Source organism: Pseudomonas sp. KK4 (assembly GCF_001984065.1).
GTDB lineage: Bacteria > Pseudomonadota > Gammaproteobacteria > Pseudomonadales > Pseudomonadaceae > Aquipseudomonas.
In genome coordinates this window covers 60719-80829 of sequence record NZ_LYVP01000012.1, presented here as the reverse complement: position 1 = coordinate 80829, position 20111 = coordinate 60719, and the positions used below count along the sequence as shown (strand labels likewise).

Annotated in this window: 21 protein-coding genes and 1 pseudogene; 14 read left to right on the top strand and 8 right to left on the bottom strand. The window is 60.9% G+C overall.

Annotation, left to right across the window (positions count from 1 at the left end):
* Positions 1–213: 213 nt before the first annotated feature.
* Complete coding sequence (locus B0W55_RS07220) at positions 214–669, bottom strand: flavodoxin (RefSeq protein WP_077045322.1); 456 nt, start codon at positions 667–669, stop codon at positions 214–216.
* 103 nt (positions 670–772) lie between these two features.
* Between B0W55_RS07220 and B0W55_RS07215 the strand changes: the two genes are divergently transcribed.
* Both B0W55_RS07215 and B0W55_RS07210 read left to right on the top strand, forming a co-directional pair.
* Positions 773–1249: a PAS domain-containing protein gene (locus tag B0W55_RS07215; RefSeq protein ID WP_077045321.1), complete on the top strand. Its 477-nt coding sequence runs from the start codon at positions 773–775 to the stop codon at positions 1247–1249.
* A 54-nt stretch (positions 1250–1303) separates the two neighbouring features.
* The gene (locus B0W55_RS07210) at positions 1304–1909 is read left to right on the top strand and encodes a hypothetical protein (RefSeq protein ID WP_077045320.1); all 606 of its coding nucleotides are present in this window, start codon (positions 1304–1306) and stop codon (positions 1907–1909) included.
* 17 nt (positions 1910–1926) lie between these two features.
* On the opposite strand, the gene B0W55_RS07205 is transcribed toward B0W55_RS07210, so the two are convergent.
* The gene (locus B0W55_RS07205) at positions 1927–2886 is read right to left on the bottom strand and encodes a MerR family transcriptional regulator (protein ID WP_077045319.1); all 960 of its coding nucleotides are present in this window, start codon (positions 2884–2886) and stop codon (positions 1927–1929) included.
* Between the two features lie 231 nt (positions 2887–3117).
* Between B0W55_RS07205 and B0W55_RS07200 the strand changes: the two genes are divergently transcribed.
* The 7 genes from B0W55_RS07200 (at position 3118) to B0W55_RS07170 (ending at position 7740) form a co-directional block, all read left to right on the top strand.
* Positions 3118–3684, top strand: coding sequence for an antibiotic biosynthesis monooxygenase (locus tag B0W55_RS07200; protein ID WP_077045318.1), 567 nt, complete (start codon positions 3118–3120; stop codon positions 3682–3684).
* 174 nt (positions 3685–3858) lie between these two features.
* Positions 3859–4566 (top strand): dihydromonapterin reductase, encoded by a 708-nt coding sequence (folM, locus tag B0W55_RS07195; protein WP_077045317.1) that lies wholly within the window; start codon positions 3859–3861, stop codon positions 4564–4566.
* Positions 4567–4586: 20 nt separating this feature from the next.
* Positions 4587–5165: a GTP cyclohydrolase I FolE gene (gene folE / locus B0W55_RS07190; protein ID WP_077045316.1), complete on the top strand. Its 579-nt coding sequence runs from the start codon at positions 4587–4589 to the stop codon at positions 5163–5165.
* A complete protein-coding gene (folX, locus tag B0W55_RS07185; RefSeq protein ID WP_077045315.1) occupies positions 5165–5536 on the top strand; it encodes a dihydroneopterin triphosphate 2'-epimerase in 372 nt (123 codons plus the stop codon). Before folE ends, folX begins: the two co-directional genes overlap by 1 nt.
* An 82-nt stretch (positions 5537–5618) precedes the next feature.
* Positions 5619–5915: a DUF1244 domain-containing protein gene (locus tag B0W55_RS07180; RefSeq protein WP_077045314.1), complete on the top strand. Its 297-nt coding sequence runs from the start codon at positions 5619–5621 to the stop codon at positions 5913–5915.
* The gene (locus B0W55_RS07175) at positions 5908–6246 is read left to right on the top strand and encodes a HopJ type III effector protein (protein WP_077045313.1); all 339 of its coding nucleotides are present in this window, start codon (positions 5908–5910) and stop codon (positions 6244–6246) included. The genes B0W55_RS07180 and B0W55_RS07175 overlap by 8 nt, the downstream gene beginning before the upstream one ends.
* A gap of 243 nt (positions 6247–6489) precedes the next feature.
* Positions 6490–7740: an aspartate aminotransferase family protein gene (locus tag B0W55_RS07170; RefSeq protein WP_077045312.1), complete on the top strand. Its 1251-nt coding sequence runs from the start codon at positions 6490–6492 to the stop codon at positions 7738–7740.
* Positions 7741–7914: 174 nt separating this feature from the next.
* Here the strand turns inward: B0W55_RS07170 and trxB are convergent, their stop codons facing one another.
* Positions 7915–8877, bottom strand: a complete 963-nt coding sequence (gene trxB / locus B0W55_RS07160; protein WP_077045310.1) for a thioredoxin-disulfide reductase — start codon at positions 8875–8877, stop codon at positions 7915–7917.
* Positions 8878–9192: 315 nt separating this feature from the next.
* Between trxB and cysZ the strand changes: the two genes are divergently transcribed.
* Both cysZ and B0W55_RS07145 read left to right on the top strand, forming a co-directional pair.
* Positions 9193–9945: a sulfate transporter CysZ gene (gene cysZ / locus B0W55_RS07150; protein ID WP_077045309.1), complete on the top strand. Its 753-nt coding sequence runs from the start codon at positions 9193–9195 to the stop codon at positions 9943–9945.
* A 53-nt stretch (positions 9946–9998) separates the two neighbouring features.
* Positions 9999–11174: a glycosyltransferase family 1 protein gene (locus B0W55_RS07145; protein WP_077045308.1), complete on the top strand. Its 1176-nt coding sequence runs from the start codon at positions 9999–10001 to the stop codon at positions 11172–11174.
* Positions 11175–11310: 136 nt separating this feature from the next.
* Here B0W55_RS07145 and B0W55_RS07140 read toward each other — a convergent pair whose 3' ends face one another.
* The 3 genes from B0W55_RS07140 to B0W55_RS07130 all read right to left on the bottom strand — a co-directional run bounded on the left by B0W55_RS07140 (position 11311) and on the right by B0W55_RS07130 (position 13725).
* Positions 11311–12414, bottom strand: a complete 1104-nt coding sequence (locus tag B0W55_RS07140) for an NADH:flavin oxidoreductase (protein ID WP_077045307.1) — start codon at positions 12412–12414, stop codon at positions 11311–11313.
* A gap of 219 nt (positions 12415–12633) precedes the next feature.
* Positions 12634–13116 (bottom strand): glutathione peroxidase, encoded by a 483-nt coding sequence (locus B0W55_RS07135; protein ID WP_077045306.1) that lies wholly within the window; start codon positions 13114–13116, stop codon positions 12634–12636.
* Positions 13117–13239: 123 nt separating this feature from the next.
* Complete coding sequence (locus B0W55_RS07130; RefSeq protein ID WP_077045305.1) at positions 13240–13725, bottom strand: peptidylprolyl isomerase; 486 nt, start codon at positions 13723–13725, stop codon at positions 13240–13242.
* Between B0W55_RS07130 and B0W55_RS07125 the strand changes: the two are divergent.
* The 3 genes and pseudogenes from B0W55_RS07125 (at position 13694) to B0W55_RS07115 (ending at position 17085) form a co-directional block, all read left to right on the top strand.
* Positions 13694–14019: pseudogene (locus tag B0W55_RS07125) on the top strand (DUF3565 domain-containing protein). The gene B0W55_RS07130 and the pseudogene B0W55_RS07125 overlap by 32 nt on opposite strands.
* 60 nt (positions 14020–14079) lie before the next feature.
* On the top strand, positions 14080–16179 hold the full coding sequence (pta, locus tag B0W55_RS07120) for a phosphate acetyltransferase (protein ID WP_077045303.1): 2100 nt from the start codon (positions 14080–14082) through the stop codon (positions 16177–16179).
* Positions 16180–17085: an acyltransferase gene (locus B0W55_RS07115; RefSeq protein ID WP_077045302.1), complete on the top strand. Its 906-nt coding sequence runs from the start codon at positions 16180–16182 to the stop codon at positions 17083–17085.
* A 168-nt stretch (positions 17086–17253) separates the two neighbouring features.
* Here the strand turns inward: B0W55_RS07115 and cysN are convergent, their stop codons facing one another.
* Positions 17254–19152 carry a sulfate adenylyltransferase subunit CysN gene (gene cysN / locus B0W55_RS07110; protein ID WP_077045301.1) on the bottom strand — a complete coding sequence of 633 codons (1899 nt, stop codon included), beginning with the start codon at positions 19150–19152 and terminating at the stop codon, positions 17254–17256.
* 9 nt (positions 19153–19161) lie between these two features.
* Complete coding sequence (gene cysD, locus B0W55_RS07105; protein WP_077045300.1) at positions 19162–20079, bottom strand: sulfate adenylyltransferase subunit CysD; 918 nt, start codon at positions 20077–20079, stop codon at positions 19162–19164.
* Positions 20080–20111: the final 32 nt, after the last annotated feature.

Here is a 20111-nt window from a genome sequence, read left to right as displayed (position 1 = left end):
TATTATGGAGTGTTTCCAATGACTACCGAGTCTAGTCAGCCCTCCCGGTTCGCGTAGTTGCATTGGCAGCCAGCTTGATGGCCGAACGAGTCAGTCGGCCAGTAAGTTTGGATCCGTGTCAAAGGGCTGCCGCCAGAGAAGATTAGGGACGCCTTTGTTGGCGCCCCGTCAGAAGCATGACGAGCACCCGTTGCAGGTGCCCGAAGCCGTCGATCAGCCTTTCAGCGCGCCAGCCAGTTCCGCCAGCCAGGGCTCGGCATCCGCTTCCGGGTTCACGCTTTCGCTGGCGTCCAGGCGCAACATCGGCAGCACTTCGCGAATGCCCAGTTCACCAAACAGCTCGCGCATCAATTCGCCGCCGCCGCAGAAGGTATCGCCATAACTCGCATCACCCAGGGCGATGACCGCGCCCGGTAAACCGCGCCAGGCTGCCGGCAACTGGTCGCGGATGGCGAAATACAATGGCTGCACGTTGTCCGGCAATTCTCCCATGCCCGTGGTGGAGGTCACGGCCAAAAAGGCTTGCGGGCCGAACGCCTGGATGTCGGCGAGGCTCGCGCGAGGGTTGTAGAAGGGTTCGTAACCGGCGGTCTTGAGAATGCTCGCGGCATGACGGGCGACTTCTTCAGCCGTGCCGTACACCGAACCGGAAATGATGGCGACTTTCATCAATCTTGATCCTGAAGCTGAGTCAAAGACCCGGATCTTAACAGCACGGTCCTGTTTGTTCTTTTAGAATGCCTCAGACAACCAACAGGGAAGGGTTTTACCGATGATCAACGCAAAGCTGCTGCAGCTGGCTATCAACGCCTCCAACGACGGCATCGTGATTGCCGAAAAGGAAGGCGATCAAGACAAGATCCTGATCTACGTAAACCCCGCTTTCGAACGCTTGACCGGTTACACCAGCGAAGAAATTCTTTATCAGGATTGCCGCTTCCTGCAATCGGGAGACCGCGATCAAGAAGCGCTGTCGAAGGTTCGTGACGCGCTGAACAGCGAAGGTTCATGCCGGGAGGTCCTGCGCAACTACCGCAAGGACGGCACGCCGTTCTGGAACGAGCTGTCGATTTCTACGGTGAAAAATCCGAACGACGGTCAGGTTTATTTCATCGGCGTGCAGAAAGACGTGACCGTGCAAGTCAAGGCTCAGCAGCGTGTGGCGCAGCTTGAAGCGCAGTTGGCTGAAGTTCAGGCGGAGCTTGCTGCGCTCAAGGCGACGAACGGTGCAAACGAATCAGCGAATTAATTGTCATTAACTACAATCACCAATGACTTTGTAACTATATCTTTCGAGCTAGCCATGCAACGCGACGCGCTCCTGACCCAGGATGAACTGGATTTTATCCAGACCATGCAGCACAACCCGCAACTCAACGTGCGGGACGCGACGTCGAGCCTGCTCGTCAACGGTGGTTCGCAGATCCGTGATTTGCTCACGCGCCTTGCCGCCCATGAACAAGTCACCATTCAAGCCAACTTCGAAAACCAGCAAATGACCTTCCCCCTGCATTTGGTGGAAGACGAGTTTCACGCGCTGCATCTACGCCTGGGCGTGCCCAGCATTTACGAAGACGGCCCTCTGGTGCGGCCATGGCGCCTGGTGCTCGACGAGCCTGTGGCACTGGAAAACGCCAAGGGGCAGCCGGGCACGATGTGGGTGCATGAAGTGTCGTTCAAGGGTGTGCTGGTGGAAGTGCGCAACAAGACCAAGGCGCCGAAGCATTTTGCGCTGTGGTTCAGCCCTTCAGGCTACGAGCGGATTGCCTTGCGCGGCACCCTGGAAAAAGAGACCGAGCAAGGCTTCTATGCCTACCAACTGAGCCAGAGCGATTCGGATGAAACCGAACGCCTGCGCCAGTACATCCTGCAGCAGCACCGGTTGACCCACCCTGCCCTGCACCTCTGAAACCCTGCCGTCGCAAATCAGGTATCCAGGTTGCCCGCCAGAAACTGTTTCAGTCGCTGGCGCATGAGCGTGCCTTCATTGCCCAGACAGCCGATCGACGATCCCGCCAGGCTTTGCTGCGCCAGATCAGATGCATCACCCGCCAGCAACACTGGACAATCCAGGCTCATCGCCAATCGATTTAATCGTCGTGGCAGTTCGGGACCGGGCACGTGGTTGGAAAACAACACCAGCGCCTGGGGCTTGATCCTTTCGCAGACCAGGGTCAGTTCGTCGAACGGCTGGCCGATGGTCAACACCCGAACGCCGGTCTGACCGCAACTGAGGAACAGCGAAGCGATCAGCAATTCAAGCTCGCGGCATTGCCCCGCCAAAGCGCTGATGATGACTCGCCGGGGGTGCGTGTCGCGAAACAGCATCAAGCGCTGCAAGACCCGCGAACGCAGAAAACTGTCGAGGAACAGCCACTCACTGGTGCGTCCGAATGAATCCTGGCGTTGCAGCAGCTGTTTCCACAGCGGGATCAGGATGTCCTGGAACACCACCGGCATGGTGTAGGTGGAAAAAATCTGCGCGTAGAGCTGGTCCAGCCGGACATCGTCAAACGCACTGACCGCGGCCTGAACCTGCATCTGCCATTGTGCATAGTCGGCCTGGACGAGATCGTTGGGGATGATGTGCGACAGCGCCTGGAGCGGCTCAGCCTTGGCCAGGATCTTGCCGATCTTGCTGACCGCTACGCCGCGCTCGATCCAGTCGAGGATGCTGCGAACGCGCTCGATATCGGTCAGGGAATACAGGCGATGCCCACTTTCAGTGCGCGTGGGCACAATCAAACCGTAGCGCCGCTCCCAGGCGCGCAGGGTCACCGGGTTGACGCCCGTCAGGCGCGCCACCTCTCGAATCGGGAACAGCTCCTCACGCTCAAGGGCAAGGAGATTCGAATCACCGGGGGCGATGTCAGTCAGGACAGGCATTGGGCGATCTACATCCATGTGTGATTTGGAGACTATTGTAACGCTCAGTCAGCACACGCGTTCAAGAGTCCGATTGTGATGCCCAATGCAGATGTCGCAGACGCATGACATGGAGGTCGCTGGCAGAATCAGGAATAATCCTTGCTTGTCCCAAGGCGCAGCCCACCACCCCGGCGCTGCGCCTGGCGAACCTCCTACCCGGAGCGACGCATTTGTTTTTGGAGATACAAAATGTCTACCTCCCCCGTCACCCTGATGGTTGCGCGCCGCGTTGCCGATGGGCGCTATCAGGACCTGATCGCCTGGTTGCGCGAAGGCGAACAACTGGCCACCGACTTCCCCGGTTATCTGGGCTCTGGCGTGCTCGCTCCGCCGCCCGACGATAACGAGTTCCAGATCATTTTCCGCTTCGCCGACGAGCAGACCCTGCACGCCTGGGAGCATTCCGCGTCGCGCACTGCCTGGCTGGCGCGGGGCAGTGATTTGTTCGCCCATCCTACGGAGCATCGGGTCAGTGGCATCGAAGGCTGGTTCGGCGCGGCCGGCCAGCGTCCACCGCGCTGGAAGCAGGCGGTGGCGATCTGGCTGGCGTTCTTCCCTGTTTCGCTGCTGTTCAACTTTGCCTTGGGGCCACTGCTCGGCGAGATGGCGCTGCTGCCTCGGGTGTTGATCAGCACGCTGTGCCTGACGCCGTTGATGGTGTATTTCTTCATTCCGTTGTCGACGCGGTTGCTGGCCGCCTGGCTCAACAGTACGCCAGCGCGGCCATTGCCTGAACCCACCCCGCAAAACCGCTGATCTCCCGCCTGCAGGAGCGAGCATGCTCGCGATGGACGACAGAACACCTCGGGGTGTCCGGTTGCCAACGTTATCGTTGACCACCATCGCGAGCATGCTCGCGCCTACAGAGGGCGTAGGTGAACGCTGCGATGCGCTGGTATAGTTTTGCTCTTACCGCGACGCGAGCCGTTCATGACTTCTTCCGCCCCCATCCTGATCACCGGTGCCGGCCAGCGTGTCGGCCTGCACTGTGCGCAGCGCTTGCTCGAAGACGGCCATCGCGTGATCTTCAGCTACCGCAGCGAACGCCCCGGCGTGCAGACGCTCCGGGATCTGGGAGCGACGGCGTTGTTCGCCGACTTCTCCAACGAAGCAGGCATCGTCGATTTCATTGGCGAACTGAAAACCCGGACCGACAGCCTGCGGGCCATCGTGCATAACGCCTCCGAATGGCTGGCCGAAACCCCGGACACCGACGCGGCAGCGTTCACCCGCATGTTCAATGTGCACATGCTGGCGCCGTACCTGATCAACCTGCATTGCGCTGACCTGCTCCAGCGCTCGACGCCCGCCGACATCGTGCACATCAGCGATGACGTGACCCGCAAGGGCAGCAGCAAACATATTGGCTACTGCGCCAGCAAGGCCGGCCTGGAGAGCCTGACCCTGTCGTTTGCCGCCAAGTACGCGCCCGCCATCAAGGTCAACGCAATTGCGCCGGCCCTGCTACTGTTCAATCCTGAAGACGACGCAGCCTACCGCGCCAAGGCGCTGGCCAAGTCCGCGCTGGGCATCGAGCCCGGCAGCGAAGTGATCTACCAGAGCCTGCGTTACCTGCTCGATAACCCTTATGTCACCGGCACGACCCTGACCGTCAACGGCGGAAGGCACATCAAATAAGTGTCCCGCGAGGATTTTCCATGTCGTTACTTCGGCCCCAGAACGCCCTGTCCCAGCAGTACCGCGAGATCCTCATCGGCCTGGGTGAAAACCCCGACCGCGAGGGCCTGCGCGACACCCCGATGCGCGCGGCCAAGGCGATGCAGTACCTCTGCCACGGCTACGAACAAAGCGTCGAAGAAATCGTCAACGGCGCGCTGTTTGCCTCCGACAACGATGAAATGGTGATCGTCGACAACATCGAGTTGTATTCGCTGTGCGAACATCACTTGCTGCCCTTCATCGGCAAGGCCCACGTGGCTTATATTCCAACGGGCAAGGTGCTGGGCCTGTCGAAGATCGCGCGGCTGGTGGACATGTTCGCCCGACGCCTGCAGATCCAGGAAAACCTCACCCGGCAAATCGCCGACGCGGTGCAGCAAGTGACGGGGGCCGCCGGTGTCGCGGTGGTCATCGAAGCCCGGCATATGTGCATGATGATGCGCGGCGTCGAGAAACAGAATTCGACCATGAACACCTCGGTGATGCTCGGCGCGTTCCGCGAGTCGAGCAATACCCGCCAGGAGTTCCTGCAATTGATTGGACGGAGCAAGCAGTAATGCCACAACTTCAACCAGGCATGGCACGCATCCGGGTCAAGGACCTGTGTCTGCGCACCTACATCGGCATCAACGAGGACGAAATCCTCAACAAGCAGGATGTGTTGATCAACCTGACCATCCTCTACGCGGCCCAGGAAGCGGTACGGGACAACGATATCGACCACGCGCTGAACTACCGCACGATCACCAAGGCCATCATCGCCCACGTCGAGGGCAACCGCTTTGCCCTGCTCGAGCGCTTGACCCAGGAGATCCTCGATCTGGTCATGGCCAACGAATCGGTGCTGTACGCCGAGGTCGAAGTCGACAAGCCCCATGCCCTGCGGTTTGCCGAGTCGGTGTCGATAACTTTGGCGGCAAGCCGCTAGCTGCAAGTAGTAAACTTCGAATCACCGCAACCCATCTCGCAGCTTGCAGCTTGTCGCTTGCAGCTGTCTGTCAGAGACCCCTATGAACGACCAACAACGCCTCGAACTCGAAGCCGCCGCCTTTCGCCGGCTGGTGGCTCATCTGGACAGCCGCAAGGATGTGCAGAACATCGACCTGATGAACCTCTCCGGCTTCTGCCGCAACTGCCTGTCCAAGTGGTACAAGGCAGCGGCCGACGAACGCCAGATCGACGTCAGCCTCGACGACGCCCGCGAAGTGGTTTACGGCATGCCGTACGCCGAATGGAAAGCCCAATACCAGCAAGAAGCCAGCGCCGAACAACAGACGGCGTTTGCCAAAGGAAAACCCAATGAGTGATCTGAACAGCCTGCGCGCCAGCCTCAAGAGCGGCGAACACGCCTTCGCCGATACCCTGGCGTTCATTGCCGCCGGCTATGACTACCAGCCCCAGGCCTTCACCAACGGCGACGTGGAAAACGCCGCCGGGCAGAACGAAGGTTCGTGCAAGACCCTGGGCCTGGCGTTGCTCGAAGGCCTGAGTGATGAAGAGGCCCTGCTGGCGTTCGGCGAACATTATCGCTCGGTGCTGGCGACGCCTGAGGGCAGCGATCACGGCAATATTCGTGCGTTGATCGCTCATGGCCTGGCCGGTGTGACGTTCACCCGACAGCCCCTGACCCGCCGCTGATTCACACCTGTGCCTGAACCTGAACCCTGTGGGAGCGAGCCTGCTCGCGATGAAAGCTGGAACACCGCGGGGTTTCAGGTAGCCAGCGTAATCGTTGACGACCATCGCGAGCAGGCTCGCTCCCACAGGGTGAAAACACATCCCGACTTTTCAGATTGACCCGGCGACTTTATTTCGTTTGCTCGCCAGGGCTGCTCGCGGCTTAGATAAAAAGAAGTCCTCCTTCTTGCGAGCCGGTCATTCATGCACAGCGAAACCATCAGCCAGTCGATCAACATCGTTCACCCTGTCACCCTCAGCCACGGCAAGAATGCCGAGGTCTGGGACACGGACGGCAAACGCTACATCGACTTCGTCGGCGGGATCGGCGTCCTGAACCTGGGCCATTGCCACCCGCGCATCGTCGAGGCCATTCGCGAGCAAGCCACCCGCCTGACCCACTACGCGTTCAACGCCGCACCCCATACGCCCTATATCGACCTCATGGATCGCCTGGCGGCGTTCATTCCGGTGGATTACCCGGTCAGCGGCATGCTCACCAACAGCGGCGCGGAAGCGGCCGAGAACGCGTTGAAGATCGTCCGAGGCGCAACCGGCCGCACCGCTGTCATCGCCTTCGATGGCGCCTTCCACGGACGTACGCTGGCGACTCTCAACCTCAACGGCAAGGTCGCGCCCTACAAGCAGAAGGTCGGCGTGTTGCCCGGGCCGGTGTATCACCTGCCCTTCCCCAGCCCGGACAACGGCGTGACCTGCGCCGAGGCTCTAAAAGCCATGGAGCGACTGTTCAGCGTCGAAATCGACGTCGAGGACGTGGCGTGCTTCATCGTCGAGCCGGTGCAGGGCGAGGCGGGTTTCCTGGCCATGGATGTCGAGTTCGCCCAGGCGCTGCGCAAATTTTGCGATGACAAAGGCATTCTGCTGATCGCCGATGAGATCCAGTCCGGGTTCGGCCGTACGGGCCAGCGCTTTGCCTTTTCGCGCCTGGGCATCGAACCGGACCTGATCCTGCTCGCTAAAAGTATCGCCGGCGGTGTGCCCCTGGGGGCGGTGGTGGGACGCAAGTCGCTGCTCGACAACTTGCCCAAGGGTGGACTCGGCGGCACCTATTCCGGCAACCCGATCGCCTGTGCAGCGGCGCTGGCGACCCTGGACGAAATGACCGATGCCCATCTGCAAGCCTGGGGCTCGCAGCAGGAGGAAGCGATTGTCGGTCGCTACCAATCCTGGCGCGATCGCAAACTGACGCCGTACCTCGGACGCCTGACCGGGGTGGGTGCGATGCGTGGTATCGAGCTGGCCAACGCCGATGGCACACCCGCCCCGGCGCAACTGACACAACTGCTGGGGTTGGCACGGGATGCCGGTTTGTTGCTGATGCCCAGCGGCAAGTCACGGCACATCATTCGGCTGTTGGCGCCGTTGACCATCGAGGCGGCGGTGCTAGAGGAAGGGTTGGACATCCTCGAGGCGTGCCTGGCCAAACTGACCTGAACACGACTTCTCTGTGGGAGCGGGCTTGCTCGCGAAGGCGGTGTGTCATTGAGCATCTATGTCGACTGACACAACGCTTTCGCGAGCAAGCCCGCTCCCACAGGGGGCAGTGTCGGACGTTGAATCGTGGGCACAAAAAAACCGGCCGAGGCCGGTTTTTTCATTTCAACACCCTCAGAACTTGGCGTTCTGCAGGTTATCCAGGTAACGCTCGGCATCCAGTGCGGCCATGCAGCCGGCGCCGGCAGAGGTGATGGCCTGGCGGTAAACGTGGTCCGCCACGTCGCCTGCCGCGAAGATACCTTCGATGTTGGTGGCCGTGGCGTTGCCTTCACGACCGCCGTGCACCACCAGGTAGCCGTCTTTCAAGGTCAGCTGACCTTCGAACAGCGAAGTGTTCGGAGTGTGGCCGATGGCGATGAACACGCCGTCGACTTTCACTTCGTCGAAGCTGCCGTCGTTGTTCTTCAAGCGAGCACCGGTCACGCCCATGTTGTCGCCCAGGACTTCGTCCAGGGTGGCGTTCAACTTGAGGATGATCTTGCCTTCGGCCACACGGGCGTTGAGCTTGTCGATCAGGATTTTCTCGGCGCGGAAGGTTTCGCGACGGTGAATCAGGGTCACGGTGCTGGCGATGTTGGCCAGGTACAGGGCCTCTTCAACCGCGGTGTTGCCGCCGCCGACCACAGCCACTGGCTTGTTGCGATAGAAGAAACCGTCGCAGGTCGCGCACGCCGAAACGCCTTTGCCCATGAACGCTTCTTCGGACGGCAGGCCCAGGTAACGAGCGCTGGCGCCGGTGGCGATGATCAGGGCGTCGCAGGTGTAGGTCGCGCTGTCGCCGGTCAGGGTGTAGGGCTTGGCAGCGAAATCCACGGCATTGATGTGATCGAACACGATCTCGGTTTCAAAGCGCTCGGCGTGCTCTTTCATGCGCTCCATCAGCGCCGGGCCGGTCAGGCCGTGGACGTCGCCCGGCCAGTTGTCGACTTCGGTGGTGGTGGTCAGTTGACCGCCGGCCTGCATGCCGGTGATCAGCAGTGGCTTGAGGTTGGCACGGGCGGCATAGACCGCGGCGCTGTAACCGGCAGGGCCGGAACCGAGAATAATCACTCGCGAATGACGGACTTCAGACATGACCTGCTCCTGTTGACCCGGCCCCAAACACCTGGCGCGGAACGCCGGGTTGCCGGTGGAAATTAAAAGAACCGTTGAAAGCACGTGGCGAAGGTTTGAACTTCGACAGTCTTGTAAAAGAATGAGTGCACAGTATCGAGGGGGCGAAGATTAAGGAAATACGGTTTAACAATCCAGCTCATAGGTGGTCTCTATGCCGTCACGGTGTGCATTCGGACGCCTTTGTTACAGTTAATGTCGATACCGCCGCCGCGCTTTCGCCTCTCCAGCAAAGCCGGTAAGGTCGGCGCGTTTTCCCTCTGCTCGGAGCACGTTATGCCCGCCCCTGTTCTGTCCGGCCCGCAATACCTGCGCGAAGGCCTGAAACTGGTTCTCAGCCCCGGCCTGCGCCTTTTTGTCTTGCTTCCACTGATGATCAACCTGGTGCTGTTCGTCGGATTGATTTATCTGGCCGGCCATCAATTCAGCCTGTGGGTCGATACGCTGATGCCGTCCCTGCCCGACTGGCTGAGTTTCCTTAGTTACATCCTGTGGCCGCTGTTCGTGGTGCTGGTGGTGTTGATGGTGTTTTTCACCTTCACCCTGCTCGCCAACGTGATCGCCGCACCGTTCAATGGTTTTCTTGCGGAGAAGGTCGAGGTGGTGATCCGCGGCACCGACGATTTCCCGGCCTTCAGCTGGGGCGAACTGATCGCGATGATCCCCCGGACCCTGGCCCGGGAAATGCGCAAGCTCGGTTACTTCCTGCCCCGGGCCATCGGCCTGTTCATTCTCTCGTTCATCCCCGTGGTGAATATTGTGGCCGCGCCGCTCTGGCTGCTGTTCGGGGTGTGGATGATGGCGATCCAGTACATCGACTACCCGGCGGACAACCACAAGCTGGGCTGGAACGAGATGCTCGCCTGGCTGCGGCAGAAGCGCTGGCAGAGCATGAGTTTTGGCGGGATTGTCTACCTGGTGCTGCTGATTCCGGTGGTCAATATCCTGATGATGCCGGCCGCCGTGGCCGGCGCGACCCTGTTCTGGGTGCGTGAGCGCGGTGCGCAGAACCTTGCCGTGCAGTCATAAATCCATCATCAAATCGCCATGACGACGACACGGCCTCAGCCGACACTGAGGCCATGACGACAGCTCTGCATATCACCCTGATCACCGAAACCTTCCCTCCCGAAATCAACGGCGTGGCCAATACCCTTGGCCGCTTGTGCGATGGTTTGCGTGCGCGTGGGCATCAGGTGGAATTGGTGCGACCGCGTCAGGGTTGCGATCAGGCGGCGGGCGGCGACGATGAATTGCTGCTGTGCCGCGGCTGGCCGCTGCCGGGTTATCCGGGCCTGCAATGGGGTCAGTCGTCGATGCACAAGCTGTTGCGGCGCTGGAAACGCCATCGCCCGGACGTGTTGTATATCGCTACCGAGGGACCGCTGGGGTTGTCCGCGTTACGAGCGGCACGTCGCCTGGGGATTTCGGTGGTCAGCGGCTTTCACACCAATTTCCAACAGTATTCCAGCCAGTACGGGCTCGGCTTGCTGTCACGCCTGCTGACCCACTATCTGCGCTGGTTTCACAATCGCTCGAACCTGACCCTGGTGCCAAGCGTCAGCCAGCGGATGGAGCTTGAGCGTCGGCATTTCGAGCGGCTGGCGTTGCTGTCCCGAGGGGTCGACAGTCAGTTGTTTCACCCGGTCAAACGTCTGCCGTCTCTGCGTGAGCAATGGGGGCTGGGTGAGAAGGACATCGCCGTCATCCATGTAGGACGCCTGGCACCGGAGAAAAACCTGGGCTTGCTCAAACGCTGCTTTGACACGCTGGCCACGACTTATCCACAGCGAAAAATAAAACTGATCATCATCGGCGACGGCCCGCAACGGGCAGCGCTGGAGCAGGAACTGCCCGAGGCGATTTTCTGCGGCTCGCAACGGGGCGAAGCCCTGGCCAGTCACTATGCGTCGGGGGACGTTTTTCTGTTTCCGAGCCTGACTGAAACCTTCGGCAACGTGGTGCTCGAGGCGCTGGCCTCCGGGTTGGGTGTGGTGGCTTACGACCAGGCTGCGGCGGCACAGCATATTCGCCATGGCTACAACGGCGTGCTGGCGATGCCGGGGGATGAAGAAGCGTTCTGCGACGCGGCGGTCTGGATGCTGGAGGAGCGCGAGACTCTGCGGTGCATGCGGCTCAATGCGCGCCAGCATGCCAGTCGGCAGGGTTGGGCGGCGATTATCGAGCAGTTCGAGGGACAGTTGCGGGGGGCTTGTCTGGGGGAGCCGTTGGTTGCCAATGCACAGACTTTGCTCTGAATTCTTGCTGTCAGCCACTCCGTCTTCGCGAACAAGCCCGCTCCCACATTTGATAGGCGCCGCACATACATTCGGCGGCCACTGAAACTCCAATGTGGGAGCGGGCTTGCTCGCGAAGGGCAGGATGAAACGCCGCTTAAACCAGCGTCATCAACGCCTCACGACTGAACGGCAGGATGTCTGCCTCACGACCGTCACGCACTTTCTGCGCCCAATCCGGGTCCACCAGCAGGGCACGCCCTACCGCTACCAGGTCAAACTCATCGTTGTTCAACCGCTCCAGCAGTTTTTCCAGGCTGGCCGGCTGCGCGACTTTGTCGGTGTTGACCATGAACTGCAGGAACTCGCCGTCCAGGCCGACGCTGCCGACGGTGATGGTCGGTTTGCCGGTGAGTTTGCGGGCCCAGCCGGCCAGGTTCAGTTCAGAACCGTCGAATTCCGGCTCCCAGAAGCGGCGGGTCGAGCAATGGAAAATATCCACGCCCGCATCGGCCAACGGCTTGAGGAACTCACCCAGGGCTTGCGGGGTTTGCACCAGGCGCGCGGTGTAGTCCTGCTGCTTCCACTGGGAGAAGCGGAAGATGATCGGAAAACCTTCGCCGACTGCGGCACGCACGGCCTGGATCAGCTCAATGGCAAAACGCGAACGGTTGGCCAGATCGCCGCCGTATTCGTCGGTACGCTGGTTGCTGCCTTCCCAGAAGAACTGGTCGATCAGGTAGCCGTGGGCGCCGTGGATCTCCACGCCGTCCATGCCGATGCTCTGGGCATCCTTGGCCGCCTGGGCGAACGCGGCGATCACGTCCTGAATGTCTTGCTTGCTCATGCCGTGGACCACGACCTGATCGTTCTTGATTTTTTCCGACGGGCCGTAGCCCGGCACGCTGGCGTCCGGCTCGGTGCCGATGCGGCGCACACTGCCCACGTGCCACAGCTGAGGAACGATCTTGCCGCCTTCGGCATGCACCGCGTCGACGACTTTTTTCCAGCCGGCCAGTGCTGCTTCGCCATAGAAATGCGGCACGTTCGGATAGCCGTTGGAGGCCTTATGCCCGACGGTGGTGCCTTCGGTGATGATCAGGCCAACGCCGGCCGCGGCGCGACGACGGTAGTATTCGATCACTTTGGAATTAGGCACACCGCCTGGGGAGAACGAGCGGGTCATCGGCGCCATGACGACGCGGGTCGGCAGTTCGAGGGTGCCGAGGTGGAACGGTTTGAACAGGGCTTTGACGGGCATTTGGACGCTCCACGGGAATAGACTTTATGACGGCGATAATATGGAGGATCGTGCGCGCTGAACAGCACTATTGATTTGGGTGATTAAGGATCAAAAGACGTAACCACTGTAGGAGCGAGCTCGCTCGCGAAGAACCTGAGAACGCCACGGGTATCAGGTCACCCGCGTCATCGTTCACGTCCATCGCGAGCGAGCTCGCTCCTACACAGCAGGGAGGTGTCAGCTCAGGGCTTTTTCAATGGCCTGGATGACGGTGGGGTCGTCCGGTGCCGTACGGGGCGAGAACCGCGCCAGCACGCGTCCGTCCTTGCCCAGCAGAAACTTCTCGAAATTCCAGGTGATGTCACCGGGAAATTCCGCGCCCTCGCCCGCCAACAGTTTGTACAACTGATGCCGGTCATGGCCGTTGACTTCCAGCTTGCTGGACAACGGAAAGGTCACGCCATAGTTAAGGCTGCAAAACTCCTGGATCTCTTGCTCGGAACCCGGCTCCTGCCCGGCAAACTGATTGCACGGCAGGCCCAGCACACTGAACCCCTTGCCCTTGTATTGCTGGTAGAGGTTTTCCAGCGCCGCGTACTGTGGCGTCAGGCCGCACTTGGAGGCAACGTTGACCACCAGCACGACGTGCCCCTTGAAAGGTGCCAAAGGCAGCGCCTTGCCATCCAGGGCTGTCAAATTAAGGTCGTGAAAAGCACTCATGACGTACTCCAGATTCCCGTGTTTTTCTCGAAACAACCACTTGTCGGTGTCGACTGGGACAGCCGCAGACTAAAAAGGCGCCCTCGGGGCGCCTCTCCAGTCATCTGAGCTTAGCGCAGAAAATCAGTGGTGATGGCCACCTTCGCCATGGACGTGACCATGAGCGATTTCTTCCTGGCTGGCATCACGGATGTTGACGATCTTGACCTGGAAATTCAGGCGTTGACCAGCCAATGGGTGGTTGCCGTCGACAGTCACATCGTCGCCGTCCAGATCGCGGATGGTGACGATCTGCATCTGGCCGTCCGGAGCGGAAGCGTGGAACTGCATGCCCACTTCCAGTTCGTCGACGCCTTCGAACATGCTGCGGCTCAGGGTGCTGACCAGTTCGGCAGCGTATTCGCCGTAGGCATCTTCCGGTTCAACGGCTACGGTCAGCTCGTCGCCGACAGCCTTGCCTTCCAACGCCTTTTCCAGGCCAGGGATGATGTTGCCTGCGCCTTGCAGGTAGACCAGCGGCGCGCCGCCGGCGGAGCTGTCGATGACCTCACCAGCGTCGTTGGTCAGGGTATAGTCGATGGAGACAGCCTTATTGGCGGCGATCAGCATGGGGCGAGACCTTTGCAAAAGAATAATGAAAGACCCAGTTTAGCGAAGCAATCGCCCGAAAGCGAACACAACCCGGACAGACGGGGTGTGACCCTCACGGGCTTTCACCAAGATGAAGACGGCCATTGGGTGGCCGAGCTTTCCTGCGGCCACACCCAGCATCTGCGCCACCAGCCGCCCTGGCAATCCCGGCCCTGGGTGATGGACCCTGCCCGACGCCAGGAAAAAATAGGCCATCCCTTTGCCTGCGGTTGGTGCGCACAGGGCTCGGTTAGCGATAACCTTGGCGACTGAATTTCGGTAGTCGGCCAGCCATAGGCCGTCACCATTGCCATGCTCCTCCAGAGAATCCGCATGCAAACTTTTTTTATCGCGCCCACCGATTTCGGCGTGGGCCTGACCTCCATCAGCCTCGGGCTGGTGCGTACCCTGGAACGGGCCGGCCTCAAGGTCGGCTTCTTCAAACCGATCGCCCAGCCCCATCCGGGCGATACGGGGCCTGAACGTTCAACCGAACTGGTGGCACGCACCCACGGTCTGAAACCGCCGCAGCCACTGGGCCTGGCCCATGTCGAGCGCATGCTCGGCGACGGTCAGCTCGATGAGTTGCTCGAAGAGATCATCACCCTGTATCAGCAGGCCGCCATCGGCAAGGACGTGTTGATCGTCGAGGGCATGGTGCCGACCCGCAGCGCCAGTTACGCCGCGCGGGTCAACCTGCACCTGGCCAAGAGCCTGGATGCCGAAGTGATCCTGGTGTCGGCGCCGGAAAACGAAGTGCTGACCGAATTGTCCGGTCGCGTGGAGTTGCAGGCGCAACTGTTCGGCGGTCCGAAAGACCCGAAAGTGCTCGGCGTGATCCTTAACAAGGTCAAGACCGACGAAACCATGGAGGCCTTTTCTGCGCGCCTCAAAGAACATTCGCCCCTGCTGCGCAGCGGCGATTTCCGCTTGCTGGGCTGCATCCCGTATCAGCCGGAACTGAACGCCCCGCGCACCCGCGATGTGGCCGACCTGATGGGCGCGCAGGTGCTCAATGCCGGCGACTATGAAACCCGGCGCATGAGCAAAATCATCATTTGCGCCCGCACCATGCGCAACACCGTGGAGCTGCTCAAGCCCGGCGTGCTGGTGGTGACCCCTGGCGATCGCGACGACATCATCCTCGCCGTCAGCCTGGCGGCCATGAACGGCGTGCCACTGGCCGGCCTGTTGCTGACCAGCGACACCCTGCCCGACCCGCGCATCATGGACCTGTGCCGTGGCGCGTTGCAGGCCGGGCTGCCGGTGCTGTCGGTGAGCACCGGCTCCTACGACACCGCCAACCAGTTGAACGGCCTGAACAAGGAAATCCCGATCGACGACCGCGAGCGTGCGGAGATCATCACCGACTTCGTCGCCAGCCACCTGGACGCCAACTGGCTGCACCAGCGCTGTGGCACGCCCCGGGAAATGCGCCTGTCGCCGGCGGTGTTCCGCTATCAACTGATCCAACGCGCGCAGAATGCCAACAAGCGCATCGTCCTGCCCGAAGGCAGCGAGCCGTTGACCGTGCAAGCGGCGGCGATCTGTCAGGCTCGCGGTATCGCCCGTTGCGTGTTGCTGGCCAAACCGGCCGACGTCGAAGCCGTCGCTCGTGCCCACGATATCGAGCTGCCGCCAGGTCTGGAGATCCTCGATCCGGACCTGATCCGTGGGCGCTATGTCGAGCCGATGGTTGCCTTGCGCAAGTCCAAGAGCCTCAACGCGCCGATGGCCGAGCAGCAACTGGAAGACACGGTGGTGATCGGCACCATGATGCTGGCGCTCGATGAAGTCGATGGCCTGGTGTCCGGGGTGATTCACTCCACCGCCAACACCATTCGCCCCGCCCTGCAACTGATCAAGACCGCGCCGGGCTGCACCCTGGTGTCGTCGGTGTTCTTCATGCTGTTTCCCGAAGAAGTGCTGGTGTACGGCGACTGCGTGATGAACCCGCACCCGAGCGCCACCGAACTGGCGGAAATCGCCCTGCAAAGCGCGGACTCGGCAGCGGCCTTCGGCATTACGCCGCGGGTGGCGATGATCAGCTATTCCAGCGGTGAATCGGCCAGCGGCGAAGAAGTTGAAAAGGTCCGGGAAGCGACGTTGCTCGCCCATGAACAGCAGCACTCGCTGCTGATCGACGGCCCGTTGCAATACGACGCTGCGGCCAACGAAACCGTTGCCCGGCAATTGGCGCCGAACAGCCAGGTGGCCGGTCGCGCCACGGTGTTCGTGTTCCCCGACCTCAACACCGGCAATACCACCCATAAGGCCGTGCAACGCAGCGCCGATTGCGTCAGCCTCGGCCCGATGCTGCAAGGCCTGCGCAAACCGGTGAACGACTTGCCGCGCGGCGCGCAGGTCGATGACATCGTCTACACCATCGCGCTGACCGCGATCCAGGCAGCCAACCGACCTATGGATGTTTAAATGCTGGACTTTCTACCTGCACCGGTTCGCGGTGTGATTGCTTCGTTGCTGTTGGCGCTGAACACGATTGTGCTCTGCTCGTTCCTGTTCTGCGTGGCCCTGATCAAGGCCTTGCCGTTCGCCCTCACCCAGCGTCTTTCTGGCTGGTTGATGAGCCATACCCACGAAGCCTGGATCAGCGTCAACAAAGGCTGGATGAATCTGGTGCGCCGTACCCGCTGGCACATCAGCGGCCTTCAAGGCCTCGATTATCAGCACTCCTACCTGATCACCAGCAACCACCAGAGCTGGGTCGACATTTTGGTGCTGCAATACGTGCTCAACCGCCGCATCCAGCCGCTCAAATTTTTCCTCAAGCAGGAGTTGATCTGGGTGCCGGTGATCGGGCTGGCGTGGTGGGCGCTGGGCTTTCCGTTCATGAAGCGTTACTCCAAGGCCTACCTGGAAAAACACCCGGAGAAGAAAGGCAAGGACCTGGAGACCACCCGCAAGACCTGCGCGAAGTTTCGCAACAACCCGGTGGGCATCTTCAATTTCGTCGAGGGCACGCGCTTCACCGAAGGCAAGCATGCCCAGCAGAAGTCACCGTTTCGCTATTTGCTCAAGCCCAAGGCCGGCGGCATTGCCTTCGTGCTGGATGCGATGGGCGAGCAGTTGGAGTCGATCGTCAACGTGACGATTCACTACCCGGCCGGGCGTCCCGGTTTCTGGGACCTGCTGTGCGGGAATGTGAAGCATGTGGTGGTGCATTTTGAAGAGCTGAAGATTCCGCCGCAGTTCATTGGCAAGAACTACGACCAGGATGGCGAGTATCGCTTGCAGTTCCAGGGCTGGATCAACCAGCTTTGGGAGGACAAGGATGCGTTGCTGGGGCAGATGCACCGGGAATTCCCTGTTCGCCGCTGAACCCATGTGGGAGCGGGCTTGCTCGCGAATGCGGACCGACATTCACCCTTCAGGTCGACTGACACACCGCTTTCGCGAGCAAGCCCGCTCCCACATTTGAATATCGCAAGACACAAAAAACCCGCCGGATGATCACTCATCGGCGGGTTTTTCATGGGCGGCGAACGCTTAGATCGCGCCGCGGCTACGCAGCAACGCAAGCACTTGCTTGACGCCTTCTTCCAGGGACACGGACTGGGTGTCGATCACCAGATCGGCATCCAGCGGCACGTCGTACGGGAAGGACTCGCCCGGGATGTTGTCCCCGGCAGCGGCGTACAGGCCCTGTGGGTCACGCTCGGCGCAGACCGTCGGCGAGGCCTGGACGTAGACCGTCAGCAGACGCTCCTTGCCGATCAGGTCCTTGGCCTGCTCACGCCCTTCGGCACTCGGCGCGACGAACGCGGCCAGGGTCAGCAGACCCGCTTCGTTGAACTGACGCGCCACGTGCGCGGCACGACGCCAGTTCTCGGTACGCCCGGCGCGGTCCTGTGGCAGACCTTTGTTCAGGTCGTGACGCAGGTTCTGGCCATCGAGCACAAATACCGCACGGCCCATATCGAACAGCTTGCGCTCCACGGCGTAGGCCAGGGTGCTTTTACCCGCGCCCGACAGGCCACTGAACAACACGGTGGCCGGTTGCTGGCCGAAGCGCTGTGCACGCTCTTCGGTGGCAACGTGGGCCAGCTTGCCGTGGTGGGTGCTGGTGCCGTGGGCCACGGGCTGCGCGACGATCATGCCGGCGCCGACGGTGCCATTGGTCAGGCGATCGATGATGATGAATGCGCCGGTGGTGCGATTGCTGTCGTAACCGTCGAGGGCGATCGGCGCGTCGAGCGCGATCTTGACCTTGCCGATTTCGTTCAACTGCAGCGCGCTGGCCGGGCCTTCTTCCAAGGTGTTCACGTCGACCTTGTTGACGATGCTGGCAATGGAGCCCGGCACGTAACTGGTGGCGCGCTTGATGTCGTATTTCTTGCCCGGCAGCATCGGCTCTTCAGCCATCCACACCAGCATCGCTTCGAAGCTGTCGGTGACCGGCGGCACGTTGTCGGCATGCACCAGCAGGTCGCCACGGGAGATGTCGATCTCGTCTTCCATGGTCAGCGTCACAGCCTGACCGGGCCCTGCGTGCTCCAGTTCACCTTCGAAGGTGACGATGGATTTCACGCGGCTGCTCTTGCCCGACGGCAGGACCACGACTTCGTCACCCTTCTTGACGATGCCGCTGGCCAGGGTGCCGGCGAAACCGCGGAAGTTCAGGTTGGGACGGTTGACGTACTGCACCGGGAAACGCAGGTCGGTGAAGTTGCGGTCGCCCGCCACTTCCACGGTCTCGAGGATTTCCATCAGCGACTGGCCGGTGTACCACGGCGAGCGCTCGGACTTGTTCACCACGTTGTCGCCCTTGAGGGCCGACATCGGCACGAAGTGCATGCTGGTCGGCTTCATCTTCAAGCCGTCGGCGAACTTCAGGTAGTCGGCCTTGATCGACTCGAACACGCCCTGGTCGAAGTCCTTGAGGTCCATCTTGTTGATGGCGACGACGATGTGCTTGATGCCCAACAGCGAGGCAATGAAGCTGTGGCGACGGGTCTGGGTCTGCACGCCGTAGCGGGCGTCGACCAGGATGATCGCCAGGTCACAGGTGGACGCACCGGTGGCCATGTTGCGGGTGTACTGCTCATGGCCGGGGGTGTCGGCGATGATGAATTTGCGCTTGGCGGTGGAGAAGTAGCGGTAGGCGACATCGATGGTGATGCCCTGCTCACGCTCGGCCTGCAGGCCGTCGACCAGCAGCGCCAGGTCGATGTCCTCGCCGGTGGTACCGACTTTCTTCGAGTCGCGGGTAATGGCTTCCAGGTGATCTTCGTAGATCATCTTGGAGTCGTGCAGCAGGCGCCCGATCAGGGTGCTCTTGCCGTCGTCGACGTTACCGCAGGTCAGAAAGCGCAGCAGCTCTTTGCGTTCGTGCTGGCCCAGGTAGGCGAGGATGTCCTCGCTGATCAAATCAGATTGATGCGACATGACAGCCCCTTAGAAATAACCTTGACGTTTCTTGTCTTCCATCGAGCCTGCGCCATCGTGGTCGATGACACGGCCCTGGCGCTCGGAAGTTCGCGTCAGGAGCATTTCCTGAATGATGTCCGTGAGGCTTTCGGCCTCGGACTCCACCGCGCCCGTCAACGGGTAGCAGCCAAGGGTACGGAAACGCACTTTCTTTTTGACGATGCGGGCTTTGTCCTCATCGCTCAGGTGCTCGAGGATGCGCTCGTCGTCGATCATGATCAGTGTGCCGTTCTTCTCGATGACTTCACGCTCGGCGGCGAAGTACAGCGGCACGATCGGGATGCCTTCGAGGTAGATGTACTGCCAGATGTCCAGCTCGGTCCAGTTCGACAGCGGGAAGACACGGATGGATTCGCCCTTGTTGACCTTGCCGTTGTAGACGTTCCACAGCTCCGGGCGCTGGTTTTTCGGGTCCCAGCGGTGCTTGCTGTCGCGGAACGAGTACACGCGCTCTTTGGCACGGGATTTCTCTTCATCGCGGCGGGCACCACCGAACGCAGCGTCGAAACCATGCTTGTCCAAGGCCTGTTTCAGGCCTTCGGTCTTCATGATGTCGGTGTGCTTGGCGCTGCCGTGGGTGAACGGGTTGATGTTCTGCGCCACGCCGTCGGGGTTGATGTGGGTGATCAGGTCCAGGCCCAGGTCAGCGACCATCTTGTCGCGGAACTTGTACATCTCCTGGAATTTCCAGCGGGTGTCGACGTGCATCACCGGAAACGGCAGCTTGCCGGGGAAGAATGCCTTGCGTGCCAGGTGCAGCATCACGGCGGAGTCTTTACCGATGGAGTACAGCATCACCGGGTTATCGAACTCGGCGGCCACCTCGCGGATGATGTGGATGCTTTCCGCCTCCAGCTGTTTCAGATGCGTCAGTTTGTCGACCATGGCTACTCACGAAAACTTTCTTATGAACGGCC